The organism is Acidobacteriota bacterium (genome assembly GCA_003225175.1).
Lineage (GTDB): Bacteria > Acidobacteriota > Terriglobia > Terriglobales > Acidobacteriaceae > Gp1-AA112.
In genome coordinates this window covers 1-16,074 of sequence record QIBA01000035.1, presented here as the reverse complement: position 1 = coordinate 16,074, position 16,074 = coordinate 1, and the positions used below count along the sequence as shown (strand labels likewise).

Annotated in this window: 13 protein-coding genes and 1 pseudogene; 5 read left to right on the top strand and 9 right to left on the bottom strand. The window is 55.3% G+C overall.

Features of this window, described 5'->3' with window-relative positions:
• The first annotated feature begins 14 nt into the window (after positions 1-14).
• On the top strand, positions 15-395 hold the full coding sequence (locus DMG62_06205) for a hypothetical protein (GenBank protein ID PYY23796.1): 381 nt from the start codon (positions 15-17) through the stop codon (positions 393-395).
• 10 nt (positions 396-405) lie between these two features.
• On the top strand, positions 406-594 hold the full coding sequence (locus DMG62_06200; GenBank protein PYY23795.1) for a hypothetical protein: 189 nt from the start codon (positions 406-408) through the stop codon (positions 592-594).
• Between the two features lie 184 nt (positions 595-778).
• Here DMG62_06200 and DMG62_06195 read toward each other — a convergent pair whose 3' ends face one another.
• The 5 genes from DMG62_06195 to DMG62_06175 form a co-directional block, all read right to left on the bottom strand.
• Positions 779-1,417 carry a riboflavin synthase gene (locus tag DMG62_06195; protein ID PYY23794.1) on the bottom strand — a complete coding sequence of 213 codons (639 nt, stop codon included), beginning with the start codon at positions 1,415-1,417 and terminating at the stop codon, positions 779-781.
• 50 nt (positions 1,418-1,467) lie between these two features.
• On the bottom strand, positions 1,468-2,658 hold the full coding sequence (gene ribD, locus DMG62_06190; GenBank protein PYY23793.1) for a bifunctional diaminohydroxyphosphoribosylaminopyrimidine deaminase/5-amino-6-(5-phosphoribosylamino)uracil reductase RibD: 1,191 nt from the start codon (positions 2,656-2,658) through the stop codon (positions 1,468-1,470).
• 6 nt (positions 2,659-2,664) lie between these two features.
• Positions 2,665-3,624, bottom strand: coding sequence for a signal recognition particle-docking protein FtsY (locus tag DMG62_06185; GenBank protein PYY23792.1), 960 nt, complete (start codon positions 3,622-3,624; stop codon positions 2,665-2,667).
• 289 nt (positions 3,625-3,913) lie between these two features.
• A complete protein-coding gene (locus DMG62_06180; protein ID PYY23867.1) occupies positions 3,914-4,879 on the bottom strand; it encodes a threonine dehydratase in 966 nt (321 codons plus the stop codon).
• A gap of 260 nt (positions 4,880-5,139) precedes the next feature.
• Positions 5,140-6,810, bottom strand: a complete 1,671-nt coding sequence (locus DMG62_06175; protein PYY23791.1) for a ribonuclease J — start codon at positions 6,808-6,810, stop codon at positions 5,140-5,142.
• A gap of 222 nt (positions 6,811-7,032) precedes the next feature.
• Here DMG62_06175 and DMG62_06170 point away from each other — a divergent pair, with 222 nt between their 5' ends.
• The 3 genes from DMG62_06170 to DMG62_06160 are packed head-to-tail and all read left to right on the top strand — an operon-like array spanning position 7,033 to position 9,856.
• Positions 7,033-8,907, top strand: coding sequence for a DNA polymerase III subunit gamma/tau (locus DMG62_06170; GenBank protein ID PYY23790.1), 1,875 nt, complete (start codon positions 7,033-7,035; stop codon positions 8,905-8,907).
• 18 nt (positions 8,908-8,925) lie between these two features.
• On the top strand, positions 8,926-9,225 hold the full coding sequence (locus DMG62_06165; protein PYY23789.1) for a YbaB/EbfC family nucleoid-associated protein: 300 nt from the start codon (positions 8,926-8,928) through the stop codon (positions 9,223-9,225).
• 31 nt (positions 9,226-9,256) lie between these two features.
• Positions 9,257-9,856, top strand: coding sequence for a recombination protein RecR (locus DMG62_06160; GenBank protein PYY23788.1), 600 nt, complete (start codon positions 9,257-9,259; stop codon positions 9,854-9,856).
• A 205-nt stretch (positions 9,857-10,061) separates the two neighbouring features.
• Here the strand turns inward: DMG62_06160 and DMG62_06155 are convergent, their stop codons facing one another.
• The 4 genes and pseudogenes from DMG62_06155 to DMG62_06140 form a co-directional block, all read right to left on the bottom strand.
• Positions 10,062-10,529 carry a glyoxalase gene (locus tag DMG62_06155; GenBank protein PYY23787.1) on the bottom strand — a complete coding sequence of 156 codons (468 nt, stop codon included), beginning with the start codon at positions 10,527-10,529 and terminating at the stop codon, positions 10,062-10,064.
• 956 nt (positions 10,530-11,485) lie between these two features.
• Positions 11,486-11,746, bottom strand: coding sequence for a hypothetical protein (locus DMG62_06150; GenBank protein PYY23786.1), 261 nt, complete (start codon positions 11,744-11,746; stop codon positions 11,486-11,488).
• A gap of 805 nt (positions 11,747-12,551) precedes the next feature.
• On the bottom strand, positions 12,552-13,415 hold the full coding sequence (locus DMG62_06145; protein PYY23866.1) for an alpha/beta hydrolase: 864 nt from the start codon (positions 13,413-13,415) through the stop codon (positions 12,552-12,554).
• Positions 13,416-13,591: 176 nt separating this feature from the next.
• Positions 13,592-16,074, bottom strand: a pseudogene (locus DMG62_06140) (restriction endonuclease subunit R).

Sequence of the window (16,074 nt, the reverse complement as noted above, 5' to 3'; positions counted from 1 at the left end):
TTCTGAATCAGGCGATGCCAGTCTGGAGTGTGAGAGGTCCGGAAGCGTTTGTCTTGTGTGACAAATTGCGATGTCTCAAATGGGCTGCACTCTGCTTGGAAGGACGGTCATTCTTCGGTGTGGTGACGCTCCCAAAACTTACGTGGAGAGGTGCAGAATGTCTTTGCGATTATGCTTCCGCCTCGTCGTTTCCATGCCTGGTCTCCTGCTTCCGATTTGGAAATGCATTCTACGAGCCGCAATCCACCTCATCTGGTTCCATACAGCTGATTGCGCCATACCGCGGCATGCTGCCGTGTGCCGATTGTTCGGGAGTGGATACTGAACTGACGTTTTATGCCAAATCGCCGCAGGAAATTGAAAGCCGAGATATGTTCTCAAACGCACCGTCCTGAAAGGCAAGGGGTGAGGACAGAGTTTTTCCGAAAGCGGAATCTGGTCTTGATGAAGGGAACTCCCGACAATCCGGACGCAAAGATTTACCAGCTCAAAGACAATAAGACCGGAGAGCTGACAGACTTCCTTAGTTTGGGAAGCAACCAGCTTTCGCAGTTAGATAACGGTCAGCGTCGCATCAAGTCGAGCTCAATTTGAACTTAACGAAAGTTGGTACATCTGCGCTGGCCAATTCCGCTTTGCAAAACTGTGTCGTAAAAGGAGGCAAAGTGGATGTGCGCGAAGGAAAGTCCAATACGGCGTTTGCGTTTTCCCGAAGGGAAACAATGTGTGAATGGGCGCTATAGAAGGGCCAGTGCTCGCCCAAGAAGCAGGCTGGAAGTCAGAGTCCCCGGCTGACCAGTTCCTCGATCGTCCAACGATGCGCCTGCCGGCGCTGCTTCTCTGCATAACGTGCCAGCACATCGACTTCGATGTTGAGAGGATCGCCCGGCTTGAGCGAATGAAGGTTCGTCGCTTGATAGGTGTGCGGAATAATTGCTATCGTAACCTGGGTTCCACTGATAGATGCCACGGTTAAGCTGATACCCTCCACTGCGATTGAACCTTTCTGCACTACATAGCGAGTCAACGTTTCGGGAATTGCGATTTTAAGCCAGCGGTCCTGGTTTCCTGTCCCTGTAAGGTCAAGAGAAGTCAACTTGCCGGTAGCGTCCACATGACCTTGAACTATGTGACCACCGAGTGGAGTTCCAGCTGGGGTGGGTAGTTCCAGGTTTACGATTGTTCCCGCTTCCAGGCGCGAGAGGGAAGTGCGTCCGATGGTCTCCTCTGCCAGGTCGGCCTCAAAACTGTCGGCGTTGGGCGAGAGCGCAGTCAAACACACTCCGCTCACCGCTACGCTGTCGCCTTTTTTTAAATGCGATGCGAGCCCGGGGGCCGAGACGCGGATGCGTGTTGCTCCTTCTCTAACATCAAGAGCAGCAACGCGTCCGGTTTGCTGAATCAAGCCTGTAAACATTCTCGTTCTGGGAGCACCGTTTTGGAGGATCTGATCCTAGATTCTACGACTCAGGATGGCGGTCTTATCTGCCTGATTTCACGTTCGTCTGTTGCATATGGATCCTTTATATATCCTTCAACCGCAAAATCCTCGCCGAAGCGATGCAGTGAAATCGAGCGCACTCGGGCGGCTTCGCTGATGTGCGGAAAGCCTGGGCCGCTCGCAAACGGTACCGACCCAGTTCCTGCAAGAATCTTGGGTGCATAGAACAGGAAGACTTTATCGACCACATTTGCGGCGAGCGCGGTCCAATTCACGAGCGCTCCACCTTCGATGATCAGGTTTGTAATTTCGAGTTCTCCCAGTCGCTCAATAATCGCCGCGATATCAGGACGTCCATCGAGCGCCCCCAGCCTGACCTGCTCAACGCGAATCCCACGTTCTGCAAATTCCCGTCGTCTTTTTTCCTCTGCGAATGAGCAGAAGACGATCACATCCTTGTTTGCGGTCTTCACCAAGCGTGATTCGAGCGGCAGGCGCAACTTGGAATCGCTGACGACGCGCAACAACGGACGCCGCCTTGGCAGTCCAGTGCGGTCGGTGAGTAGAGGATTGTCTGTGATAACGGTATTCACCCCAACAAGAATTGCGTCGGCGGCGTGTCGCAACTCTTGTACGTGCGTGCGGGCATCAGGGCTGGTAATCCATCCTCCCGCAGCATCAGCAAGTGCAACTCCGTCGGCTGGAGAGGTGTACGGAGGAGCGATCTTGCCGTCGAGTGTCATGCCGGCTTTCAGCGTTACCAGCGGAGCCTTCGTAAGGATGTATTTCGCAAAAGCCTCGTTTAACTTGCGAGCTTCGCACTCAAGCAGACCGATGTGCACTTCGATTCCTGCTGCTCGCAGCCGCTCGAAACCTTTGCCGGCGACCAGAGGATTGGGATCGGACATTGCCGCGTAAACGCGATTGATGCCGGCGCGGATTACCGCGTCGGAGCACGCCGCAGTGCGTCCAGCGTGCGAGCAGGGTTCAAGATTGAGGTAGAGCGTTGCGCCGCGAGCGCGCTCTCCCGCCTGCTCTGCCGCGATTACCTCAGCGTGTTTTATACCTGCGTAGGTATGAAAAGCTTCCCCGAGGATCTCACCCGCTGGGCTGACGATCACTGCCCCGACGTAAGGATTGGGAGAGGCGAGCGCAATCCCTTCACGCGCCAGTCCCAATGCGCGACGCATGGAGCGTTCGTGGTTTTCGTCGGGCATGTCGTTCTATTCGAATAATGAATCGACAAATAACTGCGAATCGAAGGGCAACAGATCGCCGGCTTTTTCTCCAATGCCAACGTAGCGAACCGGAAGTCCGAGCTCGCGTGAGATCGCAACTACTACGCCACCCTTTGCAGTGCCGTCGAGTTTGGTCAACACAATGCCGGTTACGCCTGCGGATTGCGTGAACTGTCGTGCTTGCTGCAGTCCATTCTGCCCAGTAGTCGCGTCCATGACGAGCAGGATTTCATGTGGAGCGTCAGGAATTACTTTTTGTGCTGTTCGGCGCATCTTCTCGAGCTCTGCCATCAGGTTCTGCTTAGTGTGGAGGCGGCCGGCCGTATCGACGATCACGTAGTCGGCACCGCGCGCCTTGGCGGCGCTCAAGCTATCGAAGAGCACTGCCGACGGATCGCCGCCTGGTTTGGTCTTGATGACCTCCACTCCCGTGCGATTGCCCCAAACTTCTAATTGCTCGATGGCAGCCGCGCGAAACGTATCAGCCGCACATAGGAGAATCGATTTTCCCTGGCCACGAAGAAGACTTGCGAGTTTCCCGATGGTTGTGGTCTTGCCTGTACCATTTACGCCTACGATGAGTACCACTTCGGGACCGTTAACCTGGCGCACCTGAACATTTGATGCGCCGTTGAGAATGCCCGCGATCTGTTCCTTCAGCAGGCGCTTGAGCTCGTTCACGTCCCCGATCTGCTTGTGAGTGGCACGCTCGCGCAGCGCTTCCAGCACCTCGTGGGTTGTCGTCGTTCCGAGGTCGGCTGCGATCAGGGTGGCTTCGAGATCGTCGAGTGTGTTGACGTCAATTTCCTTATTAAAGGCAACGATTTCCTCGATGCGATCGCTGAGGTTTTCGCGCGTGCGCGAGACCGCCTCCTTCATGCGATCTAAGAAGCCTGGCTTTTTATTCTTTTCCTCGTCGAGGCTGCCGAACAGGGTTTGGATCATCAGGTCGAGCGCGACATCAACTTCTCAGAATTGTGCAGAGTTGGCGCGCTAATACTCGATTATACGTGGCGTGAAGAATTGGTTTCCCTCGTGCGATCGCATGTTCTGCTGCGATTACGTGGTTCCGCCCGCCCTCGGCCGGTACAAAGCAAGTGATCTCCATGCTGTTGAATTAAACGAGCACAATGCTCACAATGAGAAGATTGCTGGTAATGGGAGGCAGTGCTGGTTTGTCAGCCGTATACTGGCCGAGGGCGGCCGGAACCATTTAACCAACAGCAGAACGTGCTCACGACTGCTTACCTTTGGCAAGTATCTCTTTCAGCATTTCCGGAGCGATGTTTCCTCCGCTAACGATGGCTACTGTCTTGCCGCTGGCAGGGAACTCGTTGCGATGAAACAGGGCGGCTGCCAATGGAACTGCACCGCTAGGTTCTGCGATCAAATGTGCGTCAAACGCTAAACGACGAACCGATTCACGGATTTCGTCCTCGCTTACGGCAATGAACCCATCCACGTAGCGCTGGATGTGTTCAAAGTTGCACTCGCCAACGCTTTGCGTGCGCAGTCCGTCGGCGATCGTGCGCGTGGTCTCTTCAGCCGGGAAAGTCAGGCGCTGCCCGGCTTCGAAGCTGGCTTTAGCTTTGGCGCCTAGCTCCGATTCGACACCATAGACTTTGGGGCTCGGCCTCATATTTTTCACGGCAGCAGCGATCCCGCTAATCATGCCGCCCCCTCCGACGCACACGAGGACGGTGGTTGCATCAGATAAATCAGCGAGGATCTCTAATCCCATCGTGCCTTGCCCCGCGATGATAGCTTCATCGTCGTATGGCGGAACAAGAGCGAATCCCTTTTCCTGCGCGAGTTGCTCAGCTCGTGCTTTGCGTTCGTCGCTCGATGGGCCGACAATGACAATTTGCGCTCCCAGCGCTCGCGTCTTCTCCAGTTTGAGTTTGGAAGAGTTATCAGGCATCACGATGGTGGCATGGCAGCCCATCGCGCGCGCCGCGTAAGCGACACCTTGCGCATGATTTCCGCTGGAGTAAGCGATGACGCCGCGCTCCCGTTGTCCAGAAGAAAAGGTCGCAATCTTGTTGTATGCGCCGCGCAGCTTGAATGAGCCGATGGGCTGAAGATTTTCCGGTTTGAGATATATCTCGCCTTCCCCGAATGAAACTCGCTGTAACGGGGTGCGAAGCGCGACCCCACGCAGCCGTTCCTGAGCTTGCTGAATTTTTTCTAGGGTGATCAAGATAAAGCTCACTCTTTGTGATTTGTCACGTTAGGGCCAGATGTTGGCACGGCGATGCTTACGTGGTTCCGGCCGCCCTGGGCCGGTAGACTGCAGACGATTTCTATGCTGTTGAGTTAGGCGGCCCCCCACCGTTTCTGTTGTAGAAATCTGCTCGCGTTAAGACACATTGCTGGCTCTTCAGCCGCGTACCGACCGAGGGCGGCCGGACCACGTAATCCAGACCAAGATGATACTGGGTATATTTGTGGCGCGCTATTTCAGATTTCGAGAATGACCGGCATAATCAACGGACGGCGGCTCATACTCTTGTTGATATAACGCTTCAGATCCTGACGGATCTTCTCTTTGATCACGCCATAATCAGCCTTCTCTTCCTGGCTCGACTGTTCCAAGGTTCGGCTAATCACTTCACGCGCCTCTGCCAGGAATCCATTCTCTGCGCCGGCGGCAGCGAAGCCCCGCATTACGATTTCGGGAATGGACTCCACCTTTCCGGTCAACTTATTGATCGCGATTACGGGCAGTACGATGCCATCTTCACTGAGGTGGCGGCGATCGCGTATTACAAGATCTTCAACTACGTCGCTAGCCGAGCCGGAGTCGATGCACACCCGCCCGACTGTGACTTTTCCTGTCTTGCGGGCGCCGAGTTCGTCGATCTCTAGAACCTCGCCGCTCTCCAGCATCATTACATTACCGACAGCACCATGCATCGAAGCTGCTAACTCCGCATGACGTTTGAGCTGACGATACTCGCCGTGAATCGGGACAAAATACTTGGGCCGTACAAGATTAATGAGCAGCCGAAGCTCTTCCTGGCTCGCGTGTCCACTCACGTGAACCGGCGAGCCAGACCCATCTTCATAAATCACCTGTGCATTGCGACGATAAAGGTGATCGATCATGCGATAGATTCCCTTCTCGTTTCCGGGAATGATGCGCGAGGAGAGAACAACCGTATCGCCGGGCTCGATCTTTGCGTGCTTGTGATTGTCAACCGCCGCGCGCGACAGGGCAGACATCGGCTCGCCCTGCGTACCGCTAATAAGGACACAGACCCTCTCTGGAGCGAAGTCGCGAATCTGCCCTGGATGAATGAGCGTTCCTTCGGGAATATGGATATAGCCCAGATCGAGCGCGATCTCGGTCGCTTCATTGATCGAGCGGCCGACAAGGGCAAGCTTACGTCCATGCTCGAATGCCATGTCGGCGACGAGCTTGATTCGATGTATAGACGATGAGAAGCAAGAGACGAAAAGTCGCCGCTTGCTGCGCGTGAAGATCTCTTCAAATCGAGGGCGTACCGCTCGTTCGCTGGGCGTGTAGCCTGGACGCTCGACGTTCGTCGAATCCTGCAAAAGGAGTAACGCGCCTTCTTTGCCGTATTCGGCGAATTGATGAAGGTCGAAGAGTTTGCCGTCGGTAGGCGTCGGATCGACTTTGAAGTCGCCGGAATGAATCACAACGCCAAGCGGAGTGTGAATCGCCAACGCCACGCAATCTACCAGACTGTGAGTGACACGCACCGGATGGATCAGAAACGGCCCGATACGAAAGCGCTCGTTTGCCGCGATCTCATTGAGCTGCGCGGAGTCGAGCAGCTCGTGCTCTTCGAGCTTGCCTTCAACAAGAGCAAGGGTGAACTCCGTGCCATAAACAGGGAGATTCAGCTCGGAGAGAATCCATGGAAGTCCGCCGATGTGATCTTCGTGGCCGTGGGTCAGCAGGATGGCGCGAACTTTGTCGCGATTTTCCAGCAAATAGGTAATGTCTGGAACAACGATGTCAACCCCGAGCAGCTCGGACTCGGGGAACATCAGGCCGGCATCGATGACAATAATGTCGTCGCCCCAGCGCAGGGCCATGCAGTTCATGCCGAACTCGCCGAGCCCGCCTAAGGGCACAACGTGAAGTTTGCCGGAAGTCATCGAAGCTCGATGCTAGCACACAAAATCGTGCAGAAATTCAGCACTCAGCATTCTGCACTCGGCATTCAGTCACTTTGCGCTGTAGTGCTCCTTCAAGGCATTTTGGACAAAGTGCAGGAGCCTCGCGCCGTGCACGAGCCGACCCGAATGGTGAGAGGCTGAACGCTGACTGCTTAATGCTGATGCCCCTTCTTTCACAGGTATAATCGACACAGTCCCACCATGAGTTATCAGGTCCTCGCCCGAAAATACCGGCCACAGAAATTTTCCGATGTTATAGGGCAGGAACATGTCACGCGTACGCTGCAGAACGCGATTACCCAAGAACGAATCGCACACGGCTACATTTTCAGCGGGCACCGCGGGATCGGGAAGACCACCGTCGCTCGTATTCTGGCAATGGCGCTCAACTGTCGTTCGACGGAAAAACCTGTTCCAGAACCTTGCGGCGTTTGCGATTCATGCCAGGAGATCCGTGCCGGTAGTTCGATCGATGTAATCGAAATTGATGCGGCGACAAATCGTGGTATCGACGAGATCCGCGAACTGCGCGATGCTGCACGTTATCGCCCAGCCCGTGATCGCTACAAGATCTACATTCTGGACGAAGCGCATCAGATTACCGACGCTGCTTTTAACGCATTGCTGAAGACTCTCGAGGAACCGCCCAGCCACATTGTCTTCATGATGGCTACAACGCAGCCGGAAGACATTCCGCAAACGATTCGTTCGCGCTGCCAGCACTTCAGCTTTCACGCGGTTCGATTTGACGAGATTGTGCGCCAGCTCCGCGATCTGGCTACACAGGAAAACATCAAGGCAGAAGATGATGCTCTGGCCGCTCTGGCTGAGGCTGGTGATGGATCGATGCGCGACGCGCTCTCCATCATGGATCAAGCGATCGCATGCTGTGCCGTCTTCGAAGGCGCTTCCGGAGCGGTGCTGACGGCCTTGCAAGTGCGAGGATTGATGGGCACTGTCTCGTCTGACGTTTTAGTGCAAACGATGGAGTGCGTGCACCGCAGCTCCAGCGAAGAGCTATTAAAGCTCCTCGACAGACTGATGACCGAAGGACAGAGTCCCTCGCATTTTGCAAAACAACTCGTGCGTTTCCTGCGCAATGCATTGGTCGCGAAGGTAGCTGGAGAGGAGTCCCCGCTGCTGCAAATCTCTTCAGATGAGCGGAAGAAGGTCGCAAGTACAGCCGCGCTTTTCTCTGAAGAAGATCTCACCCGTTTTCTCAACATTATTCTGCGCACCCATGACGAACTCGGCTACCGCCAGGAGCAGCGGTTCCATCTTGAGCTAGGCATGCTTAAGATGGTGCATGCAAGTCGGCTGCTGCCACTCGAAGAATTCCTCAGTCAAAATGCAAGCAGAGGAGCGATGCCAGTACTTCAAACCGCGCGAGCTCCTCTCGCTACTGTGCCAAGAATCGCCGAAGTACGTCCCGCGCCAATCAGCAGCGGATCAAGGTCGCCCTTTCCGTCTTCGAGTGGAGGCGCCTCGCCACAAACTCAGCAGCGCGTTTCACCCTTCGAAGCAGATCGCTTGCGGAAGGTGCGGAACTCCGAACCGGAGATGTCGATCGTGGAATCGATCGACGGATCTACGGCTGCATACAAAGTGATTTCGACCGCGACGGCTATCGAAGAAGTTCCAGAAGCCGTGGCTGTTCCTGCCTCAGTCCCAGAAGTTTCGGTTGAGAAGCTTCGCTCTGCTTTGGTTTCGATGCTCGAAGCACAAAACCAGGATACGGCGGCGGACCTGCTTGCACGCGGAGAATGGGAACTCACAGGGAACCAGATCAACCTGCGCGTTCCGCTCTCCGAAAGAGTGATTGACCTTAGCATCGGCGCCGAAGCTAAGCGTCTGCTGATTCAGGAAGCGAGTCGTGTTTGCGGCCGACTAATGAAATTGAACTTCTCCGGCGGAGGCACGGCCCGGAATGGGCCCGTTGAGCGAGTGACGAACGGGAACGGCAAGGGATCGGGTGTGGCCCGACAAAGAGCTGCGGAAGATCCCATAGTGCGTCGCATGCAGGAGAAATTTGGAGCGGAAGTTCGTACCGTAGTCGATCTGCGACAGAAGAACTAAATCGGAGATTCCTCACCAATGGAATTCAACCCAAAGGAATTGTTAGCTCAGGCCCAGCGCGCTTCTCAGGAGATCCAGGAGAAAATGCGCGCCACCAGCGTTGAGGCATCCGCCGGCGGTGGGTCGGTAAGCGTCAAGATGAATGGGCAAAAGCAGCTGCTTTCAGTAAAGATCGATCCCGAGGCCGTGAAATCAGGCGACCTCGAGATGCTTCAGGATCTGATCACCGCCGCAGTGAATGAAGCGGGCCGCAAAGTGGACAGCACCATGCAATCTAGCCTCGGCGGAATGTTGGGCAACATGAATCTGCCATTCTGATTTAGCAAGATCGAAGAATTCAGAGGATCAGTTGTCGAAATTTGCAGAGCCGATGGCGCGGCTCATCGAGGAACTCAAGAAGCTGCCCGGTATCGGCGGCAAGACAGCGCAGCGCCTCGCCTTTCACATCCTGCGCGCTAGTGACGAAGATGCCGAGCTGCTTGCTGAATCCATCAGGCAGGTTAAGGCCAGCCTTCATCTCTGCTCGGTATGCAACAACATCACGGACGTCGATCCCTGCGTGTATTGCAGCAGTGCCACCCGCAACCAGCGCCTGGTCTGCGTTGTCGAAGAGCCTACGAACATCGCTGCCATTGAGAAAACGCGGAGCTACAACGGTGTGTATCACGTGTTGCACGGAGCCCTTTCACCGCTGCACGGCATCGGGCCAGAGCACCTCCGGCTTACCAGCCTCTCGACGCGAGTAGACCGCGGTGACATCGATGAGCTCATCATCGCCACCAATCCCACAGTCGAAGGCGAAGCTACCGCGACTTACATCTCCCGCATGCTGAAGAATCCGGCTGTAAAGCTCACGCGCATTGCCACCGGCATACCCGCTGGAAGCGATATCGAATACGCCGACGAAGTGACCATGGCCAAAGCAATCGAAGGCCGCCGCGAGTTGTAACGGCGGACTCGTTTCGTGGAAACTTTTCCGCCAAGCTCAGCTCAACGAGCTACTTTCGCTTGTCCAGCTCCACAGAGGCTTAGGGGGAGGCTGGCAGCAATAACTCCGGAGCACATCGGCGAGTGCCGTCACGTGCTTTCACAGATGCTGCGAAAGTTGCCTGCAACAACACTCGCCGGGCTCGACGGTTCTTTAATACGCGGCGCTATTTCGAAACAGCAGCGGACATTCGTTCTTCCATCTCCGCGGGAGAGACGTCTTCGACATGCGACGCCAGCATCCATCTGTGCCCAAATGGATCAGTGAGTTTGCCGAAGCGGTCGCCCCAGAACTGGTTCTCAAGAGGCTGCGTTTCCCTGGCACCCGCCTTTAGCGCCTGGTGAAAAGCAGCATCGACATCCTCGACATACAGAAAAATGCCGCTGGTGCTGCCGTTCAACGTTTGCGGCGCTTTGGTTTCGCTTCGGGGCGACTCATCGGCGAGCATGATATGAGAATTGCCAATCAGGATCTCGGCGTGCATGACCTTGCCGTCAGGCGCCGGCATTCGGAAGAGTTCCTTAGCGCCGAAGGCCTGCGTATAAAAGTCGATGGCCTTCGCTGCACCTCGAATGGTGAGGTAGGGAGTCACTGTGCTGTAGCCATCGGGAACTGGTTTTACCTTGTTTTTCACGACTATCTCCTTAGATTAGATTCATGGTTCAGATCGATTGCCTGTGCGGATAACTTCCCCCGCGCATACCTAAGACGGGCGGACATCGGGGAATCGACAAGATAGGAAAAAGATTTGGTGGGGCTGCGCTAGGGGATCAGCTCCGGCCTCTGAATCCGGCCACCGTTTCGAAGCGATCGCAGGAATTCAAATTCACTGCTAATTCGCTGATCCGGAGCTTAACAGTGAATTAACAGCGAATTTAACAGCGAATTTATCAGTGAATTTCTCTTCATGCATAAAACCCCGTAAATCCGGGGAAAGTCGAATTAAACAGCGAATTAACAGTGAATTATCAGTGAATTTCTCTTCCTGCATAAAACCCGCGTAAGCACTGGGACAAGTCGAACCAGGCAGGGAACGATCAGGGAAGGCACAGCGAATCGCCGAGATCACCGACAAGCCCAACCCCGCATCAGAAGGCATCCACCCCAGCCAAGATTCCCTGCGAATCCCCATTCTTCGTTGCTACGACACGTTGCCCTAGCGCGTCAAGGGGGGAAAAGGCAGCAATAAGCGATTAGCAATTAGCGAAAACAGGAAAATCAGCAATAAGCGATTAGCTAAGACAACAGCAATTAGCAATAAGCGAAGAGCGAAAAGCGAGAACATAGGGAACAGGGAACCGGAAGAATCGGGTGATCGGGCCGTCGGGTGACCTCACCCAAGCAACCGCAACAGCGGCGCTTGCCGGGGACCCCGGTGATCGGGTGAAGTAAGTCAGTCAGAATCGGGTGATCGGGTGATCGGGTGATCGGGTGAAGTAAGTCAGAACCCCCTGCCATCGGGGTCTCCAGCCGCGGTTGCGCCTGATAGGGTGGGTAGCGGGGACCGCCGCGCGCCCTCGCCCGGCTGTTGCCATCGCTAATCGCTGTTGTCTTAGCTAATCGCTTATCGCTAATCGCTAATTGCTGCCGTTACTTCGTCCGCTCTTTCTGCGGCTTGGCGGAGACGAACTTTTCCTTCTTGTCGGTACCGAGCAGAACGTCGGCATAATGCAATAAGCGTTGGGCTTCGCCACTCATCTCAGTCCTGAGCGGCGATGACTTCACCCCGTGAAGGCGTGAAATCAGAGCCGTGTCTATCCAGAGCCCCACTTCCTGCTCATCAATAGGTGTAGGCGTGCCGTTTGTAGGCGTAGCCTTGCCGTTTTTTTTCTTGCCGGCCTTGGCAGACATAGGGAACCAGGGGAACAGCGGGATCGGTAGTGAGAAGATAACATCAGTGTTGCAGAAATCGATGCGCTATCTTGCGACACGAAGTAACTTCCGAGTCTTAATCCCGTGTTAGTGTCGCCGGGATGTGCCGCGTCCCGGCCAGGCGACGCCTTTCCTAAGCCTGCCGAAGGATCCTGTGTCTGGTTCTAGCTGTTTCCCGTCTGCCGGGGTGCAGGATGGCAGGGGTTCTGACTGACTTCACCCAATGACCGGATGACCCGATCATCCGATCCTTGCTGTCCCCTGTAACCTGTCCCCTGTTCCCTATATTCTCGCTAATCGCTAATTGCTAATTCCCGGTTTTCCTTGTTGGTGTTGCCGTAGCTAATTGCTAATTGCTAATTGCTGCTTTTTTAATCGCTAATCGCTGGCTAATCATCCCCTCCTGATCCGGTCCCACAGCAGCCTGGCCAGGAGGATGGAGTCCGATACCCGGCTCAGAATGCGCGGCGACGTTGGCATGATGTTCTCTTCTCGCGCGGTTCTCACGGCACAGATAATCGCTGCCGCCACCAGAATCGCCTTTTTGTCTCGCGGGTCTTCATCTTGCACGCCAACAGCATAGGCGAATAAGAGGCGAAGATGCAAGCGTGTCCCCTGTAACCTGTCACCTATGTTTTCGCTAATCGCTAATTGCTAACTGCCGGTGTTCGTTGTTGCTGTTGCTTTAGCTAATTGCTAATCGCTTATTGCTTATTGCTGCTTTTTTAAGCTGTTACATCGAAGGTGAGCGTCGCGTCTGTGGCCCGCCTTTCCATCGCCTGTCTCACAAAAACTTCTGCAACGCCGCGGTCGTCTCCTTGGGATTCTCCTCGAGCACCCAATGACCGGTATCATTCAGCACCACAGCTCTCACGTCCGTAGCAACTAATTTCATCTGATTCGCCAGCACTCCTCCCAGCGACTTCTCTCCACCGATAGCCAGCACCGGCATCGTCAGCTTAGTCTGCGAGAGTTCGGCGAAGTCTTTAGCCGCCTGCTGAAACGAGACAAAATAAGCCCACGCCGCGTGCATCCGCCCCGGACGCGAATAGGCCGCAACATAAGCTCTGCGGTCCGATTCGGGAATTGAGCGCGCCTTATTGGCAGCCAGATCATTCCAGAAATATTCGAAGTAGGTGCCTTCGCGTCCCTGCACCAGCGCCTCGGGCGTCGGACCATTGAAGCGAAAATGCCAAATCGCCGGATTGTTGTAGACCTCCTCCCAACCGCCAACACCGGGAAGAAATGCATCCATCACGACTAGCTTTGTGATCTCAGCAGGGAACTGCGCAGCGTAGGCATAGGCGACCATCAGGCCAATGTCGTGGCCCACGACTTCAGCTTTCTCAAAGCCCAGCGACCGCACCAGCGCATGCATACGCACCGCAGCAGACTTCATATCTAGTCCCTCTTTGGGAATGGCAGATTCGCCGATCCCCGGCAGGTCCGGCGCAATCACAGTAAACCGCCGCGCCAGCGCCGGAATAACCGGCTTCCACATCAGCGAGGTCTCAGCAAATCCATGCAGCAGAACCACCGCCGGACCCTGGCCCGCAGTCATGTAGTGAATCGAAACGCCATCAACGTCGGCCGCGCGCGAGGCGAACGGATTGTCGTCTACAACCGCTGCCGACAATGCAGCAGGCATAAGGCTAACCGCGATTACAGCAACAAACCGGAAAGACGTTCCCAAGGTATGCTCCAGATTAGAGATCTCTGGACTATACAGGACGCCTTCCCAAGCGATACGCGATAAGCCAATAGCGAAAGCGAAGTCGGATTTGCTCTATCCCCTGTAACCTGTCCCCTGTTCCCTTCTTATTGCTAATCGCTTATCGCTGCCGTCTTCGGCGCGTGTATGGCATCGAATATTTCTCTTGCCAGGATGGGGAAGGCTGCGCCTTGGAATTCGCGATCTGCCATATAGCGGGTGACAATCTCGTCGTTCTGCTCCATGCGCTCGATCATGAAGTCATCAATCAGCTTGCGAATTCCGAGGGCGAATTTGTCCAGTGGGTTGGCAAGAGCTGTCTGAATCACCTGTTCGTTGTGGACAGCTTTTTCCTTGATCTGCTGGAAGAAAAGCCGGTCCTCATCCGTGAAGCTGGTTCCGAAGCGCTCGTTGAGAACGCTGATGATCTCTGACAGCGGGGCCCCCTCATCTTTCGCTTTTCCCGTGCCTACCTCTGTAGGACTCTTCACGCCCTCGGCGTCTCCCTGTTGCAAGTCAATCGGCCCGGAATAGATGCGCTCCAGCCGGTAGTACTGCAGCTCTACTTCGTCGAAGAAGTTGATCGGGGTGTTATCACGGCTCAGGCGAAGATAGGGCAGCAGGAACCTGCCGAAGCTGTAAAGCATTTCCAACTCGGGATCGCCGTAAGGAATGATCTGGCTCAAAAAAGAATAAAGCTGCACGTAGCCGCTGAGCTTGTCGCGAAACTCCTGCTTCCCGTCGTCATCTTCCAGAGCGTTGAAGCGATCTACCGCGGGCTGAAGATGCTTCTGCATCTCCGCATGGTCAGCGGGACTCTGTTTCTCTTTTGGCTTGTAGAAGACTTGCGCGAACGACTCAACTTCCGTGCGACGGTAAATCTGCTCCTGATTCAATTCGTGCTTCAATCTCTCAAGTTGGGAAGGATCGGATGGCTGCCGCAGGCCGGTCTTGTCGTAATAAGGTTTGAAAGCGCGGAATATGTCTTCGGATTCGTTGACGAAATCGAGAACGAACGGCGCGTCCTTGCCGGGAATCATGCGGTTGAGCCGCGAAAGGGTTTGCACGGCCTGCACGCCATCCAGGCGCTTGTCCACATACATGGTGTGCAGCAAAGGCTCGTCGAATCCCGTCTGGTATTTGTTGGCGACTAGCAGAATCTGGTAGTCCATCGACTCAAAGCGCTTGGGCAACTGGCTCTCACCGATCGGCTTGCCGGTCACCACGTCCAGATTCATGCCCGGCTCGGTGTATTCAAGTCCCGTTTCAGGATCGCGTACCGTGCCGCTGAAAGCCACCAGCGGACGCACGTCGGTATAGCCGTTTTCCGCGATGTAGCGGTCAAAGGCCAGCTTGAAGCGTACGGCATGAAGCCGCGATGCGGTCACGACCATGGCTTTTGCGCGCTCGCCAATGCGATGTTTCACGCTGTGGCGGAAGTGCTCGACCATCACTTCAGTCTTCTGCTCGATGTTGTAAGGATGCAGCGTGGTGAACTTGGCAAGCTGCTTGGTGGCTTTCTTCTTGGGCAATTGCGGATCGTCGTCCGCTGCCTTGAGCAGGCCGTAATACATCTTGTACGTTGTGTAGTTCTTGAGCACGTCGAGGATGAATCCCTCTTCAATGGCCTGCCGCATGCTGTAGATGTGTATCGGCTCGGGCAGGCCACTCGGCCCAGTCCTGCCGAAGACTTCCAGCGTCTTGCCCTTGGGAGTAGCGGTGAAAGCAAAAAAGCTGAGGTTTGGCTGGTGTCCGCGTGACTGGATGACCTGGTTCAGGCGGTCTTCCCAATCCGGCTCAGTTTCCTCATTGCCGTTGCCGACGCTTCCGAGAATCTCTTTCATCTCTCGCGCGCTTTCACCGCTCTGGCTGGAATGGGCTTCGTCCACGATGACCGCATAGCGGCGTTTGGCAATGGCCGCCTGCCACGCTTTGGCCTGCTGCTTCTCCTGCTCGGTGGCTTTGTCCCGGCTCTCAGCTCCGGCGGTGTGTAATAACCCGCGCATAACGAAAGGAAACTTTTGCAGCGTGGTAATCACGATCTGCGTTCCGTCAATCAGGGCTTCCGCAAGCTGCTTTGAGTCCTGATCGATGGCCTTTACCACGCCCTGCGCATGTTCGATCTGGTAGATGGCGTCCTGGAGCTGGTCGTCGAGAACCCGCCGATCGGTGATCACCAGGACGCAATCGAAAATCTTCTTGTCGGCAGCATCGTGCAGGCTGGCCAACCGGTCGTCCCTACGCGCACAATTTTGCGCACCGCATCGAGTTGATGATAGCGGGGGAAGATCATGGCCTCTTTTTCAATCCGCCGCTGCCCGCCCTGGCCATCGTCGATCTTCTCTTCGCTTTTCTCGATGAACATGAAATGGCCGAGGATATCGAGAAAGCTGTCGCGCTGCAGCACCTCTTCCCAGAAGTATCCGCTGCGGTATCCGGAAGGATGCTGCGGATTGCCCGCTCCGCACTGCACCTCGCCGGGATGGCTGCCGCGATTGAACGGCAAAAAGTGCGTGCCCTGCCCTTGCAGGCGCGTGCTCATGTGGACTTCTTCAGGATCGGCGGCAAAGTGCACCAGAGCGCGTTCCTTGAAGCG